The sequence below is a fragment of the Paraburkholderia metrosideri genome, assembly GCF_904848625.1.
Taxonomy (GTDB): domain Bacteria; phylum Pseudomonadota; class Gammaproteobacteria; order Burkholderiales; family Burkholderiaceae; genus Paraburkholderia; species Paraburkholderia metrosideri.
In genome coordinates this window covers 47,796-65,595 of the sequence record NZ_CAJHCP010000007.1, presented here as the reverse complement: position 1 = coordinate 65,595, position 17,800 = coordinate 47,796, and the positions used below count along the sequence as shown (strand labels likewise).

Sequence of the window (17,800 nt, the reverse complement as noted above, 5' to 3'; positions counted from 1 at the left end):
GCGATTAGGCGTTTGCCAGAATGGGCTTACCTGACGTCGCGAGTGTGAAGTCCCACGACACCGACCAATACGACGACGAAAAGCCGACGCGTTTCGCTGCGTCCAGGTCGTCAATCTTGGTGAATTCGGCGATGAGTTCACGCTTTACGCCGAATACCGCGTCCTCGCTCAAGTAGGGGCAGTCGGGCGTGAAAATGTGCGTGATGACCGGGTCAAAGCCCGGTGCCGACACGATGAAGTGCAGGTGGGCGGCACGATTCGGATGTCGACCCATTTCTTCCAGAAGCTTACCGACCGGACCATCCGAGGGAATCGGATAGTGACGCGGCTTGACAGACTTGAACCAGTAGCGACCTTCAGCATCGGACGTGAAAACACCGCGCAAATTCGAGTCGGGCTGAACACCCTTTTGCTGCACGTCATAAAACCCGTCATCGTTGGTCTGCCAGACTTCGAGCTTCGCGTTCGGAATGGAGTTTCCGCTGATGTCCGTCACACGACCTTCTACGACCATCGGCTCGCCCTTGCCATCCAAGCAAATGTTTTCGCCGTTCGCGTACTCGGGAGCGTTGGCCACGTAGAATGGGCCCAGAATCGTGTTTGGTGTCGCACCGCTCGGTCGACGGTGGTTGATGGCGTCGACCAGCATCGAAACGCCGAGAATGTCCGACAGCAGGATGTACTCTTGCCGCCAGTCGGTGCACATCTGACCGGTCTCGGTCAGGAAGCGGATGGCCGAGAACCACTCCTCGTGAGTCGGCTCGATTTCCTTGATGGCAGCATGAAGATGCTTGACCAGAACCGACATGACGCGGCGAAGACGACCATCGGCCTCGTCGCTCATGCGGGCATTGACGACTTCTGCTGAGCGAGCTTCATCGAAATACGGTGAGGTGGCCTGACTTGGAAGGGAACCGCTTTGCATTGCCTGTCTCCATCATCTTGTTTGTAGCCTTGAGTGAAGTCTATATTCGCTGCCTCAGTCAAAACAGAGTTGAAAAGGGAAAGTCTTTCGCGCCAGGTGGGAATATGCCTCCCAGCAACCACCTCGCGCGCGGCTCACTCGGTCCAGCGCCGTTCGTACTCGTTTTGCTGAAATCTCTCGACGAGCGCGTCGATAAACAGGCGCACCTTTACAGGAAGGTGCGCTCGCGTCTGAAAGGCGATATTCATCGTCAATCGCGGGAGGTCCCAGTCGTCGAGCACGGGTATCAAGCGCCCCGCCTGAAGGTCGTCGTAAATGATGTATTTGGGCTGCACGAGGATGCCCATGTTGTCGAGCGCCGCAACGCGCAATATCTGCCCGTCGTTTGACTCCACCGCTGGCTTCACCCTGACCACAACGGTCTCGCCATCACGCGTGAATGACAGCTCACGAGGATTGTCAGCGAGCTGATAGTTCAAAAGCTTGTGCTTCGCGAGTTCTGCGGGAAACCGGGGGCGGCCGTTCGCGTCCAGGTAAGCGGGCGACGCGGCGAGTATTCGGCGAGTGGACGCCAGTCGTCGAATTGTGATGTTGCTGTCAGGCTCAAGCACCTTTGTGCGAATGGCCACATCGATACCGTTCTCAATGATGTCGTAGTAACGGTTGGCGGCTACCACGTCGATTGAGATGTCTGGATAACGGGCACTGAACTCCGGAAGCATGGGGGCGATGTGCAGCATGCAAAACGACAGCGACGCCGTCACGCGCAACACGCCGCTTGGACGGACGACTGCTTCCTTGATTGCCGCCTCGGCTTCGCCAAGCTCCCCGAGAATTGACTTGCAACGCCGATGAAATTCAGCGCCTGCCTCGGTTAGATAGAGATTGCGCGTCGTCCTTCGAACGAGTTGCACGCCCAGCCGCGACTCCAAAGACATTAGATACCGGCTTGCCGCCGAGATTGAAAGTTCGGCGGATTCCGCAGCTCGGCTGATGCTGCCCGTCTCGGCCACCTCGACAAATAGTTGTAATTCCTTGAATTGGTCCATGCTCTTACGCCATCACGCCATTGTCTCCGCCTGCATTCGCGCTGACTGCAGGAGCACACTCTGCCTCATTGACTCGCTTTGAAAATTGCCTCCCTATCATGGTAAATACAAAAATCTATCTTCACCGATTTAAAAACCATCAAAAAACTATCAAATCAACTCTTTTAAATTGGAACATTTAGGGAAAATACTTGTTTTTGACCTACGGCGGCGGATTGGCCGTGCGTAGACAGAGCGCCAATCCATGGGAACAATGCTGCAACTTGAGTCCAACGCTTGGTCGCGGTCGGCATTAAATGCGGCCAGCGGCTGGTTTGAGCAGAAAACATCCGCTCTCGCTAATTCACATCTCAGTTTTCGATGTAGGATAGGCATCAACGTTCTATCAATTTAGATTTAACGCGTCAGCAAACTATCAGAGAAGGAGGGCGAATTGGCTCACCGCTTTTTGATTAAGGAAATCGCTCTCCAGGCTGGGCTCGGCGTCGCGACCGTCGACAGGGTGTTGAACCGGCGCGCTAACGTCCGGGAGCACACTCGAATTCGGGTTGAGCAGGCGATAAAGGACCTTGAGACCCAAGCTGTCAACCTTGCGAACTCGGGCAGGAAGCTCATTTTCGACGTGGTAGTCGAAGCTCCCGCCAGATTCAGCGACGAAATAAAGCACGCGCTAGAAGGTGAGCTGGCGCTAATGCTCCCGACGATTGTTCGTCCTCGCTTTCTCTTGCAGGAAACCATGACGACGCACCAGGTCGTCGACGCTCTGCGCTCCATTGCTCGCAGAGGCACCCACGGCGTGGTTTTGAAGGCACGCGACGTCCCCGAGATTGCCGAAACAGTCGCGGAACTCCAGCGCGATGGAATTCCTGTGGTCACGGTCGTCACCGACATCCCTTTGTCTGGCCGCGTCGCCTACGCGGGGCTCGATAATCGTGCCGCTGGTGCCACAGCCGCCTATCTTCTGGGCTTGGGTCTTGGGCCCAAACCCGCAAATGTCCTGGTAACTATGAGCGACGAACACTTTCGCGGAGAGGAAGAGCGAGAGATAAGTTTCCGTCGTGCATTGCGAAAGCACCACCCGCAACTCAGACTGCTTGATGCCAGTGGTGGGCATGGTCTCGATTCACCTACTGAACAGCGGGTTTGTAGCGTGCTCAACTCGGATACCGAAATCTCGGCCGTCTACTCCATGGGCGGAGGGAACGTCGCAATTCTCCGCGCAATCGAAGCACACCAGCAGACCCCCGTCTTCTTTATAGGGCATGACCTCGACAGGGACAACGTGCGACTCCTTCGGGAAGGGAAGATACAGGCAATACTGCATCATGACCTCCGTCAGGACTTGCGCTCCGCATGTCATCACGTGATGCAATTCCACAAGCTGTTGCCCGCGTCTTCTGTCGCGCCGTCTTCTTCCGTTGTAGTCGTGACACCCGAAAATATTCCTGACTACATCGCCAAGCGGTTCCGTGACTGATTTGCCAGTTCGCGAGCCTGGTATCGCTGTTGCCCGGCAATGGAGTTCCCGGGCAACCTCGAACGTCAGAAGCTCGTCGCCAAACCTGCGATGACGCCAAACTGGCTCCTACCGTAGTTCGGATTCGTGGTGGACGGGCTTCCGTTGACGGGGTCGTTGTTGATGTTCGCTCCGTACAGGCTCCCGTCGAGACCGAGGTTAGAGGTCGAGCTGTTGCGAATGTAAGCCAACTCGGTGTAAAGCAACGTTCGCTTGGACAGCGAGTAGTTCACGCCCAGTGTGTAGAGTGTCGCGTTCCCGTTGCCATTATTTGCATTCGCATGATAGACCGCACCCGTAATGGCAAGCGCGGGTGTCGACTGCCAGATTGCGCCGAGCCATTCGTGATTGACGGCGGTCGGGAGACTCGTCCCCGCCGGCAATGCGGACGGCGTCGCGGTACCAAAATAGCCCGCATTGGACGCATCCGGCGCGCTGAGATGCTGGTATCCGACATAACCGGTTACGGTGCCAAATGTATAGGTCAAGCCAGTGAGAATCGAGCGGGACGCCAGATACACGTTACTGAACTCGCCGTTCCCGTCACGAACCTCGTCGTAAGTCGCCTGCCAGAACAGGCCTTTCTTTGCGTACGAAAGTTTGATGCCGTCGGAACGTCCCTGCGAACTACCGAGTCCGGTTGACGTGCCGAGCTGGCCAGGAGCGCTGCCAGGATTGCCGGAGTTCCACTTCGTCGAGTTGGTCAAATCGTATTGACCCTGTAGGGTGAGACCGGCAATCGTCGGCGAGAGGTATTCGACGCCGTTCGCAGCCTGCGAAAAGATACGGCCGCGAACCAGTGTGCCGATTGAGTATCTCTTGGTTTGCTGAGGGTCGACATCGCCGGAATACTGGCTGATTTCGGCCGAGCCCATATTGCCGAGTTTGATTTGCCCCCACGTGTCGTTTTGCAGACCAACGGTTGCCTGCCCCTCGAAGAAGCTGCCGTTCGCGAAAGACCCGTTCATCGTGTTCAGTCGGGACTCAAGCTGGAAGATTGCATGAGTACCGCCGCCGAGGTCCTCGGCGCCTTTAAGACCGAATCTCGACTGGGCCCAGCCACCGCTTTGGCCGCCGAATACGTGCCCCTTCGGCTGGTTGGTCTCATACACGATACCGTTGTCCACGATACCGTATAACGTGACGCTGCTTTGAGCGAATGCCGGAACCGTCGCACACAATGCAGTCAAACTGAACATGAGCTTCTTCATTGTCGCCTCCATAATGTAGTTGTACTACTCAATTAAATTGTTCTTAGGAAATTCGACTAACCGGGTAGCCGGCAACGCTCGAAACTTCAACGGTGAACAATCAACCGGCCGGCTAAAGCGGTGCGCACAGGTTGAGGGCGACGAGACAATGCCTGAAATCGACGACTCAAGCGGCGCAAGCGTCGTCAGCAATTTGTGCATTTCGGCCGGAGTCTATATTCCTCAATCGTTCTAACAAAGAGCAGAACGGGGAATCTCTTTCGCGCTAATAGGGAAAATGCGGCAGATGCACGAGCAGAAGGGCTTTTCGGCCCTTTCATTGTCAACGTGCTCGCGGTTAACCCCGTATCGCCGTCGACGTTTTGTCAGCTACAGTTTGGCCTTCCAAGAAGGAAGGAGACGTCCTTTCTGGAACTTTTTCAAGCGGCTCGCACGCATTTTTTCATCAACGCATCCATATGGAGAGACGTATGAAAGTTAATCAGTTTTCTAATCTTGCTTTCGCCGCTGGTTTGGCTTTGAGCCTCCTCTGTGTCTCGGCACTAACTGCGCAAGCAGCGACGCAAGACGTCAGCGCATCTGATGGGGTTGCTTCAAAGCAGGAGAAAAAGACACAAAAGAAGGCGGCAAGCAAGGAGCGCCGTGCGAAGAAGAATGCCGAACTGAGCACCCTAGAAAAAAATGGGTACAACCCCGCCGGCAATCAAACCAACTATCCGCAGAATCTGGAAAGTGCCCAGAAGAAGGCCGCAGGCCAGAATTCAAAGACCTCGCCAGCCGTAGCTCCATGACGAGTAGTGCGGGCGAGTGCGATTTGTGACGCCCGCGCGGCTAGCGCCTTCGTCTCGTCAAAAAGAGAAATCTCGAGCTGACAGCTTCAGCTTTCCTTAAACTCGTCGACTCAATCTCTATCCGACGCGCGCGCTGTACGAAACCCCTCAGCGTTTGCGAGCGATACTATATCTCGCTCGACAAGTTTAGCTACAGATATCAGCACCCGATTTTGTGACGCGGCCGGCATGCGTCACCAGAAGCATCCGCGACACCGCGACGTCTTTCTCGTTCCGGGGACGCTACCCGACAAATTCGGGCTTTCCGGCGACGCTACACGACAACTGGCGGAAATTTGGGGCGCTTCTTCGCTGGAACGCGGCACCCGCACTCAACACTCGCGAAGATGCACGTTGCCGAAACTACCTGGAGGTGTTCCCGTAGCGGCGCGATACCTTTGAGAAGCAGAGAATCTGGGAACGATGTCCAGCGCGCCAAGCCGAGTACTCTCGTTATGTGCGAAGTCCAGTGCGCGTTGCTGTGCCGCAGGTGCACTCTATCCGCGCGCGACTCACAGTTGTGCGTCGAGCTGCTTGAGTGTCAGGGCCGCGCTGCCCACAAAGCCCACACCATGTAATGGGTCTGTGTTCGAGTCCCGAGGATTTATCCGGATGAGCCGCTGGCGCGCGTTACGCTCGCTGAAGCGGCGCACCGTGGGCAGTGCTTTCCCAGCTCCCAGTTCCACGACGACCAGCTTCGATACTAAAGAAATCCAGCTCTCAAGGTGCTCCCGTTGCTTTTCATAGGGCACGTCAACCCACGTCCAGTCTCCGAACATCAAGATATTTGGACGCGCAAGCGCACCGCAATGCGGGCAGCGAGGCATCGGGCTTTCCAGTTCCGATGTCGTTTCATTCACCTGCGGTTGAAAGTCCCTAGCCGACCATGTGGCGTCCGTGCAGACCTCCAGACACTGCAATGCGTGAATTGACCCATGGCATTCGTAGACCCGGCTCTCGGAGAACCCGGCTTTTTGGAACTGTCCATCGACATTGCTCGTGAACACGAATGCACCACGCGGCATGCTGTCCGCCCTCCGCCGCAGAATCGCGAAGCCCTGATGCGGCACAGTCTCACGATAAAGCTTCAGACGGTGTCCATAGAAGCCCCATGCAAGTTCAGGATACTCCGCAAATCTTGCTGGATTTGCCATGTCCTCGAACGAAAAGCCGTGGTGACGGAGCGCGGGATACGCGCGCCAGAAGCCATCTCGGCCACGAAAGTCAGGCAGGCCCGAATCGACGCCCATGCCAGCACCAGCAGTGATGAGCAGTCCGTCGGCTTCTCGCAGCAACGCGGCCGCTTGCTCCAGCTTCTCATCTTGTGAATTGGACACCGCTACTCTCCATTAAATTGCGACCTGTGCGCTGACCCGCATTCACGATTTCGACCCGTGCCCGCGCGGCCCAAGCTGAGCGAGGTAAGCCGCCGGGACCTCCTCGACAAGCCAAACTCCGTTATCCGACCGCGAGAAAGCGTACCCGTCGGCGTGCATCCGCGCCGCATCCACGACCAACACCAGTGGCTGGCCGTGGCGAGCGCCGACCCGCGTTGCCGTTTCCGCATCCGTGCTCAGATGGACTGCGTGCCTCGTTTGAGCCGTCAGCCCTTCAACAGCGATACTCTTCCAGTTGCTCCAGGCGGTGCCATGATAGAGAACGGCAGGCGGTTCATTTACGGCATATCCTAGGCTCACTTCTATCGAGTGGCCTTGCGCCGCACGTATTCGAGTGCCATCCGATGATAGTGTGAATCGCCTTTTGTCGCTTGTGGCAACGACCGCCTGGATGACTTCTTTGGTGATTGTTGGAAGTGTTCTCAGTCGCTTCGACGCGCCCGCGGTACGCGCAGTACGTTCGATGGCGCGTGTAAGCTCGTCAACAGATACCCATCCTTGACTGTCGAGCTTGATGCCAATCAGCTCGGGTTCGTGGCGCAAAATCTTCGAAAGAAGTCTGCTAACCGCGAGGTGCTCAGTCGGCAGATGAGTATCGGTCTTCATGTTCATGTAGATATGTATCCGCGGGCACTGTTTGGAAAGATACGGCATTGTCTCGACCACTTATTGTCGAAAAATCAGCGCCTAGGGGAGCGCAGTCGCATGTGAGCGCTTGCCTCAAACTTGGCGTTCTGCTCAGCTGGTCGCACTCGCTTTACTCGTCGTCAGTTGTTGAAGCTTGGTATGCTTTTGCCGCAGCGCGCTGGTCGGCCCGATAGTCCAGAACCGACGTTTTCGTCACGAATCGGCTGTTCCCCGTTTTGTGGTGGAGCTTGAGTTTCCCTTGCGAGAGCAGCTTCAGCACATGTGGGCGTGAAACAAATAGCAGCTTCGCAGCTTCAGCAGCGGACATGAATTCGTCAGTGCCGCCTTCGGATGGCGGTGAAATCTTCGCATCTGTCGACATGGGAACTCACCTCGCTGAATCAGTGTTCACGCTAAAAGAGGGCCTGCTCAACGTGTCACTTGACGTTCAAATCTTCCAACCCGGCCGCAATAAGATATTCGGCCTCTCGCTGCACGTCGGTCCATCCTTCTCGCAGCAGACGCACGCACTCTTCGACGACGTCGTAGCTCAGCGAGGAACAATCGAGGTCGATGGCGTTCATCAACGTTAAGTCCGAGAGTGACGCCTCGCCAGTCCACACTCGAGTGCGCAACATGTCAGCCATGACGCCGGCGTCGTCCGTCTCGCCGCTTATGATGACCTCAGCCAACAAGCCTGCCATGCCGTACAACACCTTCCAACTCGCGGGCAGCTGAACGGCGATGAATCCTTGCGCCTTGGCTATTGCGTGCATTGTGTCGGGACAGGTCCTGGGTTGGAAGTGCCCGAGCCAGGTGGCTTCGTCGAGATTTCCGCTCTGGTTCTTCCACACCACCGCATCACCCGCTCCGCCGAAGCGCTCGTAAATCACCTTATGGCCTGCCTCATGATAAGCAGCGTTCCGGAGTTCTTTGATATCTAGTTGGTCTTCTGCAAAGTCATTCATATGTTCTGGGTGTTCGTTGTTGGGACGATACCGTATAGCTCAACAAACGCTCGTGGCGCCGGTTCCACCGGCCGTATCTACCATTTCTAGGCGCCGACATCCTGGTTATTTTTGAGCATTGCATCTTCCCGCAAAGGATTGTCCAGCCGACTCTTTCGTGCAATATTCGTAATCGACGACTGCAAGGATGCAGATATGGGTACGAATCTGAAGGCTTTGATTGAGCGAAGCACTTCGCTAGCTGCCGAACGTGCAAGCGTGCTCACCGCCGCCGACATGGCCGCTAACGTGCATCGCTATTCACAGCCGTTGTGGTCCTCCGAAGCAATGGAGTGCGAACACCTTTTTAACGAGAGGCTTAACGGGCCGCCCGTCTCAGAGACGCTCATCAGCATCGCGGTGAAGTCGGCACTATTGCTTGAAGAAGAGCGGCGCAGGATGATGATGCTGAATGACGCCATGGATGGACTCGATGATGCTCGCAATGGCAAGGTTCTTTCGGAAGAGGATTTCCGCAAATTGCCATGGCGCTCTAGCCTGGGGGCACGATGCCGGTGAAATCCGTGATGCCATGGCAGACGTTGACGGCAGCGTGCTCGTGTCATTTCGAGACACACCTTCACATTCTGGCCATGGTCGGAGCATCGCAGGCAGCTTGAACCCGGCGCCGATAGCAAATCAACCACGCCACGGGTTCATGTCTTCGATGTCGACGTGTATGTCGGTGTTCACTGACCCCGCCAAGCCACGAATCGATTTCGATTTCACGCGTACGATTACAGTGCCATCGAGCATTACGTGCCAGAACAAACGCGTACCTGCTAGAACATTCAACGTCGCCCTCACACTCGCAGGCACGGTGGTCTGTCCTTTCGAATTCACGGTTGATTCGGCCACGATTTCCTTCTCTCGCCTGGACTCTTCACGGAACGACGTTGACCTAGCCTCGATAACAGCAACGATTCGCCTGTTACTACGCACGCAGGTACCATTCTCCAGGCCCGTAAACACCGTTCACAGTATCGATGTCACGCTTGTAGCCGAGCTCTGCCACAAAGCCCAGCAATCGCAAGACGTCACGCGCGCCTGCAACGTCTTGAACATCGGTCCAGTCTCGCGTGTACACGCAGATGACGTGACCATCGCGGCTCATGCTGCGCAGGGCAGTGGACACCTTGGCACACATCAATTGGTCGTTCTCCATAGCGTGTCTGATTTTGCCCCAATGCTCGTCGACCTCGACGCTGCTTGAGAAAATGCACCATTTCCCCGCCGCGTCCGTTGAGGCAATCGAGTTGTAACTCGCGGAGTGCGCGTAGTGCCAGTTGCAACTCCAGTCTTCAGAAGGCTTCTCCGACTTTCTGAATAGCCGCGCTTCTCCAGCGATTTCCTTTTTCATCTTGACCTCCTTGCGTCTGGCGGCGCTTTCGCTTCAATCCTCTTTTCTGAGCCTCGCGAGGCAATGCTCCAACGCATTTCGGAGCGCGCTTATTTTCGCCTGCATGCCAGTCGCGCGTTTCAATAGTTGCCCGACTTCGTTCCAGTAAGCGTATCTTTGGCCACCGTCTTCCAGCCCCAACTGCTCGAAGGTGCGAAGGGCAATAGTGAGGTCGAATGGTCTGTCAGGCATCATTTCGTTCTGTTCAGCTGGTTTGGAAGTGCTGTCGTCGCACGGACGCGGCGAGCGGCGAAACCACATTCCTTCATTCACGTACCGCTTCTTGACGTGCATCACGAGCAGCGCGAGGACGAACCCGCAGGCGGGCACGACCAGGAGGGCCGGATTCCGAAGAGCGAATTGCCAGATTGCTTCCATAGGCTTTTGTGAATACGAGACTTGGGGATGCCTACAACGAATTCCTCACTGGCCAGCGAATTCCGCGGCAGCGCGAAAAACTTGCTTCTTGTCGCCGTAAAAAAGTGCTTGCAACGGTGTCAGGTCATCGAGCGCACTATTGGGCGAGGTGAAAAATTCCCACTTGCTCCAGCCTGTCGAGTCACCAAGCGTTTGCACAACTTTGGCCAAGTCCTTTCGACGAAACTGCTCAACCAGGAAGAACGCTGGGAAATACGGTTCATCGTCGATGTCGACACTGAATATCCGCTGAGCAGTAACTTCTTTGCTGACCCTTTGGGGGGTGTATCCGATGGCTGCACAGAAATGAGACTTGTGTAGTAATTTTACGTTTGCAACCAGGCGTGCCGGCGTCGACGCTCCTCGATTCGAGCCAAGCTCCATCCGCCGTTGTACGCTTTCTTCGCTAATCGAGCGATGCTCCAGGTCCAACACTGTGGTCATCCCTGCGACTCGCACAAGCGCACGTTTGAAGCGGCGACCAAGTTCGGCATCCGGAATCTTAAGTAGCGTCCGAACTCCCACAGGGTCGAAGAGAGTCATTGCAACCGCGGCGGTCCCCAAGAGTTCCAAGACCCGCGCGTCTGGAGCCGAAGGTTCACTGGTTGCGTTGTGTTGACGGCGCGGCATGGTCATTCTCCCTCGACACTCTATTCGTCCGTTCGCATCGGGAACAACGGAACGACGCGAGTGCGTGCTGTTCGTTCTTCAGGTCGCTCGGCAGTCGGATGCGTCCAGACTCCCGGAAGCGCAGACGCCGATACGTCCAGGTCGACGTTCAAAGGGTAGTGCCTAAGAAGACTAATCGCGACCGACTGCACCAGACCGCGAATCGTGACCTCTTCTGCGTTGGCGAGCATTCCAAGAAAGTCCCGCGTGTCCACGACAGCCTTCGTACGCTCCGCCGGTGTTGTCATGATTTCTTCTCCGCAAGAAGTTCGGTCGTGACATCTGTGTACGAGGTCACTCCGTTGACCCCGCACCAGCGCTCCCAGATGTATTGGCCCTCTCTCGAACAACCACGCGGCACGACCAACTGATAGACGCGACCGGAAAACGTGACGCCACGCAATGCAACAGGGTCGAACTCTTGAATCGCCGTGCTGACACGACCAGTGCAGTCACGCACATCGGTACCGACGAAGTGCCTCGAGCCTTTCTGCGTCTCTAGGATTTGCCAGTCGGAAATTGACATCTCACGCTCGACACTTACGCCGGGAACGCTCCAAACAGGCATGACTGCCTCCGTTCGTCAAAAAAACATTGGACAGACGTAAGCGCGGATGGATGCCCGGTAGTGCGTTCGCTGGCTGGTGCCACTTGACCGGTGAGTACCTGGATGCGCGCCAGCAGCGGGAGCACGGCGTGGTCGCGCTCCGGCCACCCCGCATCATTCAGCTGTTGCGCGCTGTTACATAGCGGATTTTCTGGTCGTAAATTGGACACAAAAATCGCTGTTTTCGATTCTAGGTCAACAGGATGAAAAAGCAAGGAGGAGAGTTCGAGGCGCTCACGTGAGCAGGTGGGGTGGCACAGCCGGAACGGCAGCAGCAAGGTCTTCGTAGTCCACGTAGCGTTCGAGGCTTGAACTGCCGAGCGCGACAAGGCATTGGAGAAACTCCGGAAGAGAGATTATTCCTTCGTCCAGATGCGACATCAGCGTCTTCTCAGTTAAGTCCGCGCCGAGTCGAATCATCCTGTGCGCAAGTTCATCGAAGGTAACCATCGGCTGTCTGGACAACTCGGCGATTATGACCTCTTTAGCGCGCTGCTCCCACGTTCCAGGCATGGCGACGGCAGCGCACCACAAGGTAGGCACCTTCGCGCCAGTCACTGTAAGAATCTGGAGGAGCAGGCACAACTTAATGCGTCCGCGAGAGACGCGGGATGCAAGCGCCCGGTTGCTTTCTTTCACACCTACTGAGGCCAAGGCCTCAGACAACTGTGCATAGCCGAAGTCTTTCCTCGCCAGCACGACGCGCACGACACGCGCCGCAAGACTCGACCATGGCGTTTCTGCATCGCTCACAGGACTCCTTGCATTAAGGGAAGATTGACCTAAAGTTAGAGACAGTAAAAATCGCCAATTTTGAAGTGATTGGATATGGCCTCTATGCTCTTTTCGGCAGGCGTCTTGCCAGCGCTCCCGCGGATTGTACCAGGCGGCTGCGGGCTAAAAATGTGGGGCTGTGCGAACGATGGGAGGGAGGTGCGCCGCAGGACATGGACTTGCGACACCGTCGAACCTCAGGTAGTATGCAGACCGCTCCCAAGCGGGAGGGTGATTATACCATTAAATTCGAATTTGTCAAGGCACATGCATTTGTCGTATTCACCGTACCGCCCATTCGTTGCTTGCTGCACGTCAACGGTAGGTGGAGTGCTTTGCTTTTCACCCGTATCCGACCGGTGAGGAACCACATGACATCAGACCGAATCGACGCCGCAGCTTTCCGTCGGACGCTTCCCGGCCTCCATCCGTTCAGCGCACTCGATGCTTCGAACACTTGCAGTGCTTTGCCTGGGTTACCCCCCGTCGCCAGCACTTGTTGTGTGGCCGTGCTCCAAAGCGTCCCCAACGGCCTGCAGGCAGCTCAATGATGGAGCCCGTCGAATTCCCGACGTGGCCGGTGTTTCGCCGCAGCTTGCTGGCCGAAGGGCCTGGCAGCATTGAGTCTTATGTCAGCCAGACGTCAGAGCTACCGGAATTCGTACACGCGCCGAGCAAGGCGGCCATCATTAAGCGGTTGCGCAACAGGCTTGTCCTCGACGACGAGGACTTGTGGAAGGCTGGACCGGAAATCAAGCTTCGAGCAATGACTCAGTTCGATAAGGGATACCTCGCAACTGAGGAAGTTGCGAGGTACACATACTCGCTCGTATCCGCGTACGTCGAATGCATGGGCGCGAAGCACCTCACAAATCCCAGGTACCGCCGCTACTTCTACTCGTTTCAACAGGCGGTTCAAGGACGCGGCCCCATCCCGAGTCGTGAAAGCTTGGATACGCTGACCGGCGTCAATTTTGTAGTGACCGGACGGTCCCAGTCGGGACGCACCGCTTACATACAGCGATTGCGTACGATGTTCGGCGCGCCATTCCGTGTGGTTGCGCCATCGCTAGACGACATCAAGCTCGTTTGGTATTTCCCTATCATGGTTTTGCAATGGCCGACCTGCGGAACGTTGAAGGGTTTGCTCGAGCAGTTTCGTGACAAGCTTGTCTCAGAAATTAAAGACCCGCAAAGTTTGGCGCATGTCTTTAAGCGAATGCGCGGAAGAAATGCCGCCACCGCCGCTATAGCCGCCGCAGTTTTGCTCAACGTCGGGTTGCTCGTCGTTGATGGCGCCTGCGCGCAAAGTCTCAAGGGAGGGGTTCGAGAAATACTGATGTTCCTTTGCAAGCTACAAGGACACACCAACATTCCGTTACTCCTCTCGTGCAGTGACGTTTTCATGCAAGGTGCCAAACAGCTGGGCCCAGAAGTAGATGCTGTGCTCCGCGGTCGCAGTCTTGCGTTTGAGCCACTCGGCGCGCCACCTCCCGATGTAGACGCTATCCTTCGTGGGCAAAGCCTACGTGAGGCACCAAAGGAAGCGCTGGGGAGACTCGGGCTGTGGTATCAGTTTAATCTGTGGTTCTGGCGCTCGGGACTACTGTCGCCACTCTTGGAAATGCCGCATGACCTGCCACGGTGGACATATGCCCTCTGTCATGGACGTCTTGGGTGGTTAGCCGCTGGATTCCGCGCATTGCATGAACGCTTGGCGTGGGAGCCTTCATTGTTAAAAGATGACGGCCCTTCGGAAAGCACGGTAACGAAGGCTTTCGAGACAGCTCTTCGTACCTGCGAGGCTGCTCGTATCGCGATTACAGAATACAGTAGGGACCCGGCGTCGGTCGGTCGCTCTGTCGTCTACCAACATCTTGACCACCTTCCGTTCCTCGCTAGCTCGATGTTGGAGGGGTTGCTTCCTCGGCACAGACTCGGGCTCGGACATGTTTGACGAGCTCTCCTCCCAGCTGTTGATTACGCCTTTTCCTGATGGCGAGACGGTCAACTCTTTTCTGCGCCGCGGTGCGAGCGTGGTGGGTGACAGCACGCTTCGAAGGATTAGTCAGCAATTGCTTGCGAGATGTCCAGGATTGGACGGAATGCCGAGCCGGCTATATGACTTTTACGCACGGATTGGATATTTGCTCTGTGCGCGCGACGAGCTGGAGACGAAACACACGCTGCTTGCCTACGAATTGCTCGGCGTTCCACTGGGTCGACAGGAAATTATAAAGGACCGGCTACGCAGGCGATGCACGGGTCCGATTCGCTCGTCGCGACTGCCTGTGTTGCTTACACCATCGGAAGGAACATTCTTCGTGTGTCCGGAATGCGAGGAAGAGGCGTTTATCCGATATGGGTTCTCATTCACGCATCGTCGAAATGTTGCTCCTTTCGTCGCTGCGTGTCCCTATCACTTCTGCTGGCTTCGGTCGTCTGCTCAGGCGCAACTCCTGTTTGAGAATCAGTGCCAGCGCCGTCCGTCGAAACGCCAACTACCCGATGCAATCCAATTCGCTTTCCATTCGGTCGCGTGCGTGGAAGGTGACCAGACATCCTCCGCATACAGCAAGGCTGGCGTCATAGCCGCCTTACGAAACGCACGTTGGCTGACCCTGGGGAACCGATTTCAACTCGCTGAGTTGCTTGATGCATTCCATTCATTTTTTCGCGACCGGTTTGATGACTGCAGGCTTGACGAACTGGTCTCAACATCCGAATACGTGGAGCGTGCGCTCCGGGCGCTGATGCGCGAAGACCGCGCGGTACATCCTGTTTGGTGCATCCTGCTGACGTGGTTTGCGCAGAATTGCGAGAGCAAGCGTTTGTACGCTCCCGTGTCTACTCATCGCGAAGTCAAACGCATCACCGATGAGGATGTGAGGTCGGCAATGGCGCTCCACGCTACGGTTGGGTTAGCAGCAAACGCGCTCAACGTTACGCCGCACCAATTGACCATCTTCTGCCGTTGTGCGGGAATACCCGTCGATGCACGACCGTCGAAGCTGAGCGACTCGAGGCTCACAACAATCCGCCAGTACCTCTCGGACGGAATCCACCCGGAACAAATTGCCCGCGCTACTCAACTGTCGACGACCTCAATATATCGAGTCTTGGCTGCAATGCCTGATGTCGAGTCTCACTACAGACGTCGAGTAAGCCATTCGACCGATGAAGCGAAGCAACGGTGGTTGATGCGCATCAAGGAACATCCCGAGGCGACGCGGACGCAGCTCCGCTATAGCGCTCTGGCTACGTTCGCGGCTCTTCATCGAAACGCGCCTGAATGGCTCAAACGACACACTCCCGCGCCCGCACCGGCGCACAGTCGGGTACGCGCTCATAGGTCTGCGACCGCAATTTCTGCGTTGGCTCGTGCCGCTGACGCTGCCGAGACGTATCTCGACTCACTCGAGGGTCCACCGCGGCGACGGAGTGCATACCGGCTTCGGGAACTCCTGGGAATCACCGAGTACGCGATGAAGTCGTCCCTCACCCACTCCGCGCCGCGCGCCGCGTCCCAGAGCCGTGACGCCTACATCGCGGCCCGGGTTGACTGGGTAGCGCGTCGCGCGCCGCATGTCAATCTCGAAAACTGGCGGACAGCGCGTGCAGCGGTGCTGCGTTTGACAACACTAAGAAAATGGAAGCTGCGTCGTGAAGGCGTTGCACAAACAAGAGTAGATGAGCGAAATAGTTCCATTCCTCGCAACAAACATTCAGGATGAAGAAGACTTCACGGGTTTCATCATCCGCCAAGCTGAAATGAGTAACGTCGATAACCATCGTGGTGTGATGGAAATTCTTGGCCGGCCTAGCCATAGGCCAGCTTTCATACATCCAGCCAACGTGGAGGGCATTTCAAAGCTGTTCCCTGGGTTGCTACCAGACTGGGAAACCATCGTCTTGAATCACACAAGATACCGGCTCAACAGCGCTTTCCTTCCTCGACAGAATCGCACGAAGTTGCTTAGGCAGTACAGAAGCGGAACTGCACGTGGCACGCACAGCTATCTCGCTACTCACCAGCAGACTCTTCGGGGGCGCTTGGGTATCTGTCTAAGCTGTATGGAAACCGACCTTAAGGTTCGCGGCTTTCCCGTTTGGCATCGAATTCATCTGACGCCTTCGATGCTCTATTGTCCGACGCACGAAGAGCCTCTTATGAGCTACTGCCGTGATTGCGACATAAGCCATCGTAGAGCACCGAAGACGTGGCATCCCCAGGAAGTATGTCTGTGTGGAGGGCCATTGCGCCGCGTTGGAGTCGTGACAAAACGGAACAGTGTGGAAGCGGCCATCGCAATTTCCAGAATGGCAGAAGATGTTCTGATGGGACGTATTGATACATCAACGCTCTCAGAAAACACTGGTCCTGTGCTAAGAGCAAAGGTACGTCGCATCGCTGAGATACTTGAGCGTCGTGACTACCAGCAGGTTGCCCGAGAGCATCTCGAAGGGCGCCTTGGGAACCAACTGGCCTTGGCTCTCGGATTCAAAGCTTTAACCTTTGAAAGAGCAACAGGTCATCATCGGGAATCGGCAGGGCCACTTCGAAATCCCATTCAGAACATCGCATCTGTGTGGGCTCTTTTTGGAGGATGGACAGACTTTTTCATTGAGGTGAAACGGCGCAGAACGAACCCGAGGCGTTATGACGCTACAGCCACTACCCCACCGAAGCGAATTCGACCTCGGCGCGACTCCAAACACGAACGGTGGCAGCGTCAGTTTGACCTGATGAATGTTGCCGAACTGAGCCGCTATCGCAGGAAATGCAGGTCAGAGATTTCAGGCGCCATGCGGCTCAACCCAAGCTACAAGCGTAGCGACATACGCTATTTAGCAGACGGTCAAAGACTCACATTTTTCGCGACCCGTTATGACGCGCGGTGGCTTGACAAGAACCTGCCGAGCCAGGCAGGCAAGCCGAGCTTGCCTAAGGTGATTGAGCGTAAGCGGGCGCAGGACGAAATGAAACGGAAACTTGTTCGGGAGCGGTATGCGGTCGCACTTCGCGAAAATCCAGAACGCCTCATCTCCAGGGCGTTCCTCCTCAGCGAGACGGGCAACGAGTCGGCATACAAATTAGGCACAGGTACGCCGGAACTCGAAGCCGTCCTAGACCAATGCGTTGACACCCACGACTCGTGGAGGGAACGTCAAATCAAATTGATTACGGACCGGGCGAGAACGGTCGGCAAAAAGTCGAAGTGGGCCGAGCGAACGAACTTCGAAGGGTGTCACCCAAGGCAATTCTCGGACCGACTCAGAAGGGCCAAGGCATGGATAGAACGAAACAGCGAATGACGGGCGACTGCTCGCATCTGTCGTTCTCGCGAGCCCGGGGCGAACGGCTTCGAGGC

General features: G+C 56.2%; 20 protein-coding genes and 1 pseudogene. 7 read left to right on the top strand and 14 right to left on the bottom strand.

The genetic code is table 11. The features are described from left to right. Positions 1-4 precede the first annotated feature (4 nt). Both LMG28727_RS16365 and LMG28727_RS16360 read right to left on the bottom strand, forming a co-directional pair. The gene (locus LMG28727_RS16365; protein ID WP_201643371.1) at positions 5-925 is read right to left on the bottom strand and encodes an intradiol ring-cleavage dioxygenase; all 921 of its coding nucleotides are present in this window, start codon (positions 923-925) and stop codon (positions 5-7) included. 134 nt (positions 926-1,059) lie between these two features. Then, entirely contained in the window at positions 1,060-1,974 is a 915-nt protein-coding gene (locus LMG28727_RS16360; protein ID WP_201643370.1) for a LysR family transcriptional regulator, read from the bottom strand. A 433-nt stretch (positions 1,975-2,407) separates the two neighbouring features. Here LMG28727_RS16360 and LMG28727_RS16355 point away from each other — a divergent pair, with 433 nt between their 5' ends. Then, positions 2,408-3,451, top strand: a complete 1,044-nt coding sequence (locus tag LMG28727_RS16355; RefSeq protein ID WP_201643369.1) for a LacI family DNA-binding transcriptional regulator — start codon at positions 2,408-2,410, stop codon at positions 3,449-3,451. Between the two features lie 65 nt (positions 3,452-3,516). Here the strand turns inward: LMG28727_RS16355 and LMG28727_RS16350 are convergent, their stop codons facing one another. Beyond that, positions 3,517-4,701, bottom strand: coding sequence for a porin (locus LMG28727_RS16350; protein ID WP_201643368.1), 1,185 nt, complete (start codon positions 4,699-4,701; stop codon positions 3,517-3,519). Positions 4,702-5,171: 470 nt separating this feature from the next. Here LMG28727_RS16350 and LMG28727_RS16345 point away from each other — a divergent pair, with 470 nt between their 5' ends. Further along, positions 5,172-5,492, top strand: coding sequence for a DUF4148 domain-containing protein (locus tag LMG28727_RS16345; RefSeq protein ID WP_201643367.1), 321 nt, complete (start codon positions 5,172-5,174; stop codon positions 5,490-5,492). 551 nt (positions 5,493-6,043) lie between these two features. Here LMG28727_RS16345 and LMG28727_RS16340 read toward each other — a convergent pair. From LMG28727_RS16340 to LMG28727_RS16325, 4 genes are all read right to left on the bottom strand, one after another. After that, positions 6,044-6,868, bottom strand: a complete 825-nt coding sequence (locus LMG28727_RS16340) for an SIR2 family NAD-dependent protein deacylase (RefSeq protein WP_236591969.1) — start codon at positions 6,866-6,868, stop codon at positions 6,044-6,046. Between the two features lie 42 nt (positions 6,869-6,910). Continuing rightward, positions 6,911-7,540 (bottom strand): RNA 2'-phosphotransferase, encoded by a 630-nt coding sequence (locus LMG28727_RS16335; RefSeq protein ID WP_236591967.1) that lies wholly within the window; start codon positions 7,538-7,540, stop codon positions 6,911-6,913. Between the two features lie 145 nt (positions 7,541-7,685). Then, positions 7,686-7,937: a helix-turn-helix domain-containing protein gene (locus LMG28727_RS16330; RefSeq protein WP_201643366.1), complete on the bottom strand. Its 252-nt coding sequence runs from the start codon at positions 7,935-7,937 to the stop codon at positions 7,686-7,688. Between the two features lie 55 nt (positions 7,938-7,992). Then, entirely contained in the window at positions 7,993-8,523 is a 531-nt protein-coding gene (locus LMG28727_RS16325; RefSeq protein ID WP_201643365.1) for a hypothetical protein, read from the bottom strand. A 195-nt stretch (positions 8,524-8,718) separates the two neighbouring features. Between LMG28727_RS16325 and LMG28727_RS16320 the strand changes: the two genes are divergently transcribed. Further along, the gene (locus LMG28727_RS16320; protein ID WP_201643364.1) at positions 8,719-9,081 is read left to right on the top strand and encodes a hypothetical protein; all 363 of its coding nucleotides are present in this window, start codon (positions 8,719-8,721) and stop codon (positions 9,079-9,081) included. Between the two features lie 120 nt (positions 9,082-9,201). Here LMG28727_RS16320 and LMG28727_RS34655 read toward each other — a convergent pair whose 3' ends face one another. The 7 genes from LMG28727_RS34655 to LMG28727_RS16295 form a co-directional block, all read right to left on the bottom strand. Next, the gene (locus tag LMG28727_RS34655) at positions 9,202-9,405 is read right to left on the bottom strand and encodes an AbrB/MazE/SpoVT family DNA-binding domain-containing protein (RefSeq protein WP_328810957.1); all 204 of its coding nucleotides are present in this window, start codon (positions 9,403-9,405) and stop codon (positions 9,202-9,204) included. Between the two features lie 91 nt (positions 9,406-9,496). After that, positions 9,497-9,922 (bottom strand): putative phosphothreonine lyase domain-containing protein, encoded by a 426-nt coding sequence (locus LMG28727_RS16315; protein ID WP_201643363.1) that lies wholly within the window; start codon positions 9,920-9,922, stop codon positions 9,497-9,499. 33 nt (positions 9,923-9,955) lie between these two features. Further along, the gene (locus LMG28727_RS34200) at positions 9,956-10,339 is read right to left on the bottom strand and encodes a hypothetical protein (protein WP_236591964.1); all 384 of its coding nucleotides are present in this window, start codon (positions 10,337-10,339) and stop codon (positions 9,956-9,958) included. 45 nt (positions 10,340-10,384) lie between these two features. Beyond that, positions 10,385-11,014 (bottom strand): hypothetical protein, encoded by a 630-nt coding sequence (locus tag LMG28727_RS16305; RefSeq protein WP_201643362.1) that lies wholly within the window; start codon positions 11,012-11,014, stop codon positions 10,385-10,387. A gap of 14 nt (positions 11,015-11,028) precedes the next feature. Beyond that, a complete protein-coding gene (locus LMG28727_RS34650) occupies positions 11,029-11,238 on the bottom strand; it encodes a hypothetical protein (protein WP_328810956.1) in 210 nt (69 codons plus the stop codon). 53 nt (positions 11,239-11,291) lie between these two features. Further along, the gene (locus LMG28727_RS16300) at positions 11,292-11,615 is read right to left on the bottom strand and encodes a hypothetical protein (RefSeq protein ID WP_201643361.1); all 324 of its coding nucleotides are present in this window, start codon (positions 11,613-11,615) and stop codon (positions 11,292-11,294) included. Between the two features lie 273 nt (positions 11,616-11,888). Next, on the bottom strand, positions 11,889-12,407 hold the full coding sequence (locus tag LMG28727_RS16295) for a DUF6471 domain-containing protein (RefSeq protein WP_201643360.1): 519 nt from the start codon (positions 12,405-12,407) through the stop codon (positions 11,889-11,891). Positions 12,408-12,975: 568 nt separating this feature from the next. On the opposite strand from LMG28727_RS16295, the gene LMG28727_RS16290 reads away from it, so the two are divergent. The 4 genes and pseudogenes from LMG28727_RS16290 to LMG28727_RS16280 all read left to right on the top strand — a co-directional run bounded on the left by LMG28727_RS16290 (position 12,976) and on the right by LMG28727_RS16280 (position 17,744). Then, a complete protein-coding gene (locus LMG28727_RS16290; protein ID WP_201643359.1) occupies positions 12,976-14,385 on the top strand; it encodes a hypothetical protein in 1,410 nt (469 codons plus the stop codon). Beyond that, a complete protein-coding gene (locus LMG28727_RS16285; protein WP_201643358.1) occupies positions 14,378-16,162 on the top strand; it encodes a TnsD family Tn7-like transposition protein in 1,785 nt (594 codons plus the stop codon). The genes LMG28727_RS16290 and LMG28727_RS16285 overlap by 8 nt, the downstream gene beginning before the upstream one ends. Beyond that, a pseudogene (locus tag LMG28727_RS34780) lies at positions 16,119-16,538 on the top strand (hypothetical protein); the annotation flags it as partial. The gene LMG28727_RS16285 and the pseudogene LMG28727_RS34780, both read left to right, overlap by 44 nt. 183 nt (positions 16,539-16,721) lie before the next feature. Then, positions 16,722-17,744: a hypothetical protein gene (locus LMG28727_RS16280; RefSeq protein ID WP_201643357.1), complete on the top strand. Its 1,023-nt coding sequence runs from the start codon at positions 16,722-16,724 to the stop codon at positions 17,742-17,744. Positions 17,745-17,800: the final 56 nt, after the last annotated feature.